Annotated in this window: 7 protein-coding genes and 1 pseudogene; all 8 read right to left on the bottom strand. The window is 35.5% G+C overall.

What is annotated here, in order from left to right; all coding sequences use genetic code 11:
* A pseudogene (locus CP363_RS10245) lies at window positions 1–468 on the bottom strand (putative ABC transporter permease); the annotation flags it as partial.
* 98 nt (window positions 469–566) lie between these two features.
* A complete protein-coding gene (locus tag CP363_RS10240) occupies window positions 567–1,634 on the bottom strand; it encodes a peptidase (RefSeq protein WP_098036213.1) in 1,068 nt (355 codons plus the stop codon).
* Between the two features lie 145 nt (window positions 1,635–1,779).
* On the bottom strand, window positions 1,780–2,163 hold the full coding sequence (locus CP363_RS11065) for a hypothetical protein (protein ID WP_233187169.1): 384 nt from the start codon (window positions 2,161–2,163) through the stop codon (window positions 1,780–1,782).
* On the bottom strand, window positions 2,138–2,611 hold the full coding sequence (locus tag CP363_RS11060; RefSeq protein ID WP_233187168.1) for an amino acid permease: 474 nt from the start codon (window positions 2,609–2,611) through the stop codon (window positions 2,138–2,140). Before CP363_RS11060 ends, CP363_RS11065 begins: the two co-directional genes overlap by 26 nt.
* 11 nt (window positions 2,612–2,622) lie before the next feature.
* Window positions 2,623–2,766 (bottom strand): hypothetical protein, encoded by a 144-nt coding sequence (locus CP363_RS11055; protein WP_223876012.1) that lies wholly within the window; start codon window positions 2,764–2,766, stop codon window positions 2,623–2,625.
* Between the two features lie 85 nt (window positions 2,767–2,851).
* Complete coding sequence (locus CP363_RS10230) at window positions 2,852–3,376, bottom strand: DUF3278 domain-containing protein (RefSeq protein ID WP_061204999.1); 525 nt, start codon at window positions 3,374–3,376, stop codon at window positions 2,852–2,854.
* Entirely contained in the window at window positions 3,373–3,573 is a 201-nt protein-coding gene (locus CP363_RS10225; protein ID WP_061205194.1) for a helix-turn-helix transcriptional regulator, read from the bottom strand. The genes CP363_RS10230 and CP363_RS10225 overlap by 4 nt, the downstream gene beginning before the upstream one ends.
* Before the next feature lie 1,157 nt (window positions 3,574–4,730).
* Window positions 4,731–4,997, bottom strand: a complete 267-nt coding sequence (locus CP363_RS10210) for a hypothetical protein (RefSeq protein WP_061205001.1) — start codon at window positions 4,995–4,997, stop codon at window positions 4,731–4,733.
* Between the last annotated feature and the right edge of the window lie 231 nt (window positions 4,998–5,228).

Below are 5,228 nucleotides of genomic sequence, written 5' to 3'. Positions count from 1 at the left end.
CATAATAATGGTAATACCCACAGCTAGCCAGCCATGAGTTATCTTTTCTTCATTATTAATGAGCTTCTGAATGATTGGCTGAATAAATTTTACTAATAAAACTACACCAACGCCCCAAAATAATGAAATCATTGGGGCCACTCGACCTTGAATGTTACCCCATAATTTTGAATAATCCCAAAGCTTCATGTGAAAGATTGTCTCTAATAGCCAACTAGCCACAAATTCGAAAATAGTGGCAACGATAGTCCCTACTATAAATAAAAGGAGCAGGTTATCTCGCACGTCTTTGGTACAAATTAAAATTGTAGTAACGGCGAACCCATATACGGGGCAGTAAGGACCAAACAGAAATCCCCGATAATCATAATGGTGGTCTTTGATCGAACAATAAAAGGTTTCCCAAAGCCAGCCGATAACTGAATAAGTAAAAAATAAAACAATAATTTCTGAAATAGTGTACGGCATGTTTGTTTCTCTTTCATGATACAAGTTTATCTATCTCAATAATACGTGAAAGAGTCTATTTTGGCTATTGAAAATCCGTATTTTAGTACAAATATAGATTATTTTAAGAATTTTGTTCGAACTGTCCACCCTGCAATTATTAAAATTATGCCCAATACGCTGAGCATAACACCGGCAGTTTCACCAGCTTTAGGTAATTTTGCCTTAATTTCTGATGTGTCACTTTTAGGGAGTGTGACATGAGTATCGTGTTTTTGCGACTTAGGCGAGATAGTACTTGCATTGTCCTTAATCTCGTCTTTATCTAGAGTAGTTTTTACTGAATCAGAATCTATTTTAGCCGTGGATTTTACCTCGTTAGCCTTAGTATCAAAACCAGTCAAGCCTTTTACAGTTGGAGTGCGTGAAAGGTTTGTATTTTCTGGGGAAGCTTGCTGCTTTTGATCTTTGACCTGTCCTTGAACTTTTTCACCTCCTTTATCTGAAGTAGTTTCTTTTTTATTAATAATCAGCTCTGCTAGACGTTTAAGCCAATCTTCAGAGCGTTCTTCATTATTTTTAGATTTTTTAATTAACGAAATTTGATTATCATCTCTAAACGTAGATTTATGTGGCGCTTCAATGTTAAAATTCTTATTACTTCGATCGTATTTAATTTCTTGCTCGTATTCTTGAACTCGATTATCGCCCAAAGTAAAGGACTGACTCACCCGAAGATAATTAGGCTCATTAGGCTCTGCTTCCACCTTGGTTCGATACTTAATCAAAATTGTGCTCTCTGAATACTTCTTAGCAGGAAATTCAGCTGTTAATTTGTTTTTCTTCAATTTAACTAAACTAGAATTTTGAATAAAATTATCATTCTTAATTACTTCAATCGTATCTGGATCTAGAACTAAGCCTTCTGGAATTAAATTTTCCAACTTCAAATCACCAGTATATTTTTCTTTCTTGGGATTCAGCCTTATTTCCCAGGTAATAAAATTTGTCTCTTGGTCATAATGACCTGCCAAACTATTATCAGACTGGTCTTTTGGCTTCTCTTTTTTGTCAGTAACTGCAATCTTAGGCGTTGTTTCGTTTTGCTCTATTGCCGCATTTACTGCGATATTTTCTTTAATTAATAAGGCAGCTAAGACTGCGCTTCCGATCAATAACTTTTTCATTCATTTTCCCTCACTTCAAACTTGATCAAAGAGAGTATATCTGAATTAAAATATTAAAGATATTGTTTTGACAACGAAAAAAACAAAAAGCCGACTTTTGTACCCAATAAGTGGAACAAAAGTCGACTTTTTGTATCATAAATTACTATTTTTTTCCTAACCAATGCAGGTTGCGTTTATTCTTTTTTCGCCCAGCAAGTTCAACTAAAAAACTAATAATTAACAAAGCAATTACTGAAATCCAAGTTAAAGTTTCGTGGTTGAGAATTGTCTGAATAAACAACAAAGCAAACAAAGCTAGATTCAATACAACAGAGCAAATCAAAATCCAGCGCTCGGCCCCAGTTTGTCCTGCAATGCGCAAGTGGCCTAAGTTAACCATGGCATACACCAATAAAAAGGCTAGGCTGGCCATCTCACCAACAGCTGATAATGGGAAAATCACAACGAAGATGCAGACAATCAGTGAAGTGATGAACAGACCCCAGTTGCCTAATACTAGCTTACCAGCCGTTGCCAAAACCTTCATAAGTTACGTAAAGTAAACCCGCAGCAGATAGGATACCTACAATATTGCCGCTATTTGAACTAGTAATTGTCGGCACATGCAGCTTAGTTAAACCTACCGCTACAAAAGACAGTAAGATTAACAATTCAAACGCAATAATTGCCATTTGCGCACGTGCCACTTGCTTTGAGCCCATAATATTAATTGCCACAACCACGATGACAATTCCGATACTGATTGCCTTACCCAGCCAGCCTGAGCTTGATTTTCCCAATAGTTGGCAGGCATATTCCGCAAATCCGGTCGCATATAACGCCATGGCGATAATCCAGCCGATATACTGGAAGACGTTCATCCCACCAGCTAGCAGGCCATCTCCGAATTCTTTTAGCAAAAACTTAGCGGCACCGCCTCGATCTGGATACTTCATTCCTAACTTTGAATACGAATAAACTGAAAATGCGGCCACAATGCCTCCAATTAGAAATGATACTGCAGCCAAACACCAGCAGAGTTGGCGGCCAAGCCGAGCAATGTATATAGGCCTGCTCCCATCATGCCACCAACACCGATGGTCGTGGCACCCACTACGCCAATTGAGCCAGTCTTATTTTGTTTTTTCATCCTTTTTGCCTTGCTGTAAATTTTATTGTTACTTTAATTATATAGTTTTTCAGCAAAAAAAGCGGATCGACTACTTTCGATTCGCTTATTCGTCTTCTTTAATTACTTTCAATCGTTGCACTCTTCCAATCGCACTACCAGCACCGCAACATACGCCTAGCCATAAACCTTGTGGCCAAAAATCAAGCACATTTACTAGATTATTTTGCACAGAAGAAGCTCCTAGCGCGCTACCTAATGTACCAAAAACTGCACCAATTATTCCCGCTATTATAGCCTTTATCCATATTCTACGAATTGCTTTGGGGCGTTCATCTGCTGTAATTTCGACAGAGAATATTTTTAATTTTCGCATTGCCAAATAAGTATAAGCACTCATCATCAGCATAATAATTGCAATCGCCAAAGGTAAAAACCACAAAGCCAGCTCACTTTTAATAGTCAATGCCATAATTAGCGTGATAACCAGTAAGATCAGTTCCACTACACCAGAGATTACATAGGCATTATTACCGATTCGCTCAACCTCTGCTAATTGCCGCTCGTCTAATTTACTATCAATGCCATACCAATATCTGACAAACTTAAGCCATAAACTTTCTCGTCTCATTTTGCTTCATCCCCATCCCAAAACAAAGTATTCAAATCCGTCCCTAATGCATGCGCCAAGTTCAGGCACAATTCTAGCGATGGATTATACTTATCATTCTCAATCAAATTAATGGTTTGCCTTGCCACCCCTATCCGTCTAGCAAGCTCCATTTGTGATATTTGGTGTTGCTTACGATATTCTCTTACTCGATTCATTGAGAAACTGTCAAATCTTTTGTGTAAATAGTTCTTTCTCGCAAATTGATCTTTTAATTTACGAATTTTTCCCAGACTCATCCTTTAACCCTATTATAAATATCAGCAACTCTATAATAGCTAAACTTACACCCGTGCAAGTCCAATACCATAATGATCGAACAAATATCCATTGATAGACAATACGATTACTTCAATTCCAGCATCTAGATCATTATAAATTGAAACGATGGTTGCTCGCCTTTTTCGGTCTTAATTGCTGCTTGTAATACAATTCCACTAACCATATTTTCTAAGCTTCCAAGCATAGTATGTATCATGAATATACATAATGAAACATAAATAATATTGCCTTGTTAGTACAACTCCCATATAGTCGCTATTACTAGCTTATGATTAACTACACTTGGCGACAACTACCCATGATTCAGACTTTTACTGGACCAGATAAAATATCATGCCCGACACACGAGAAAAAGAACCGAATCCCAAAGATTCGATTCCCAAAGTGCCAATCATGGCAATATCTTAACTTAGTTGTCCTTTGTCTTTTTAGTTATACTTGCATCATCAGAACTTCTAAATGCATAATCAAAAATTGAATCATATTTGACTATAAATACAACAGCCACCACAATTATGATCCACCTAAGAATTACACTGATAACGGATTTTACACCTAAGAGCTTAAGTAAAGCATTGATACACTCAAAATCATATAAAATATATAACCCACTATCAATTATTGAAAAAAGACATAAACAGATAGCCAATACCTTAAAAAACTTTTTTTTCATTTTTAACTACTTCCCAATATATAAAATAATCGCAAATATACTTAAAAAGTCTATTTTCTATCAGACCATGGAGATAAATTTTACTGACTAGTTAGAATAAAGCGAATACTATTGCTCTTGAAGTAACGCCAGCCCAATATTTTGAGAATCCTATATTACGAAGAGTCTTATATAATCTATCTTGAACATTGTCTTCTACTCCTGTAAGAATAGCAGTTATGTTCCCCAATGCATGATCACCTAATTTTACGCCTGACTTTTTAGCAAACTTTTTCAAAATCGGCACAGCTACTTTTACAACAGTTTTAGCCGCCGCTGTTTTCCATTTTGAAGATGCTAATGGATCATTAGGATGATTTTCTAACTCTGGAGAATTGGAATAAACTTTGTAAGAATTAAGTATCCATCCTTAACTTTCATACTAATAGTGTTATCATTAGCTACTATATCTTTTATAGTAGCCAATGTATCAGCAGGCACTTTATTATAATTATAAGTAGCTACAGTTTCAACCGTAGTATCTTCATCAGCCAATACAGTAGTAGTGAAACCTTTTAAAGTAAAAAGGAAAATTACAAATGTTAAAAGAAAAAGAATAATTGAAAATTTAATTTGCTTAATATGCATGATTCATTCCTTCTTTCTACTTTATGAGAGCATCATAATATATTTATTAAAAAAGGAGTAGGCTTTATGGTTAAAAAATATGTAATATTTATAATTGCTCTATTTTCTTTATTATTAATAAGTTTTTTCTGTAAAACAATATACACGTAAATTGCAATAATAAATTGAACACTTACGCTGTTTGATAGATTTTATCTAATTCTCTTTCGAAGATTTCATCTGGTGTGTGAT

The sequence above is a fragment of the Lactobacillus sp. UMNPBX12 genome, assembly GCF_002553955.1.
Classification (GTDB): Bacteria; Bacillota; Bacilli; order Lactobacillales; family Lactobacillaceae; genus Lactobacillus; species Lactobacillus crispatus.
Note: the sequence above shows the minus strand (reverse complement) of the source record. Positions and strands in the feature narration are given on the sequence as shown.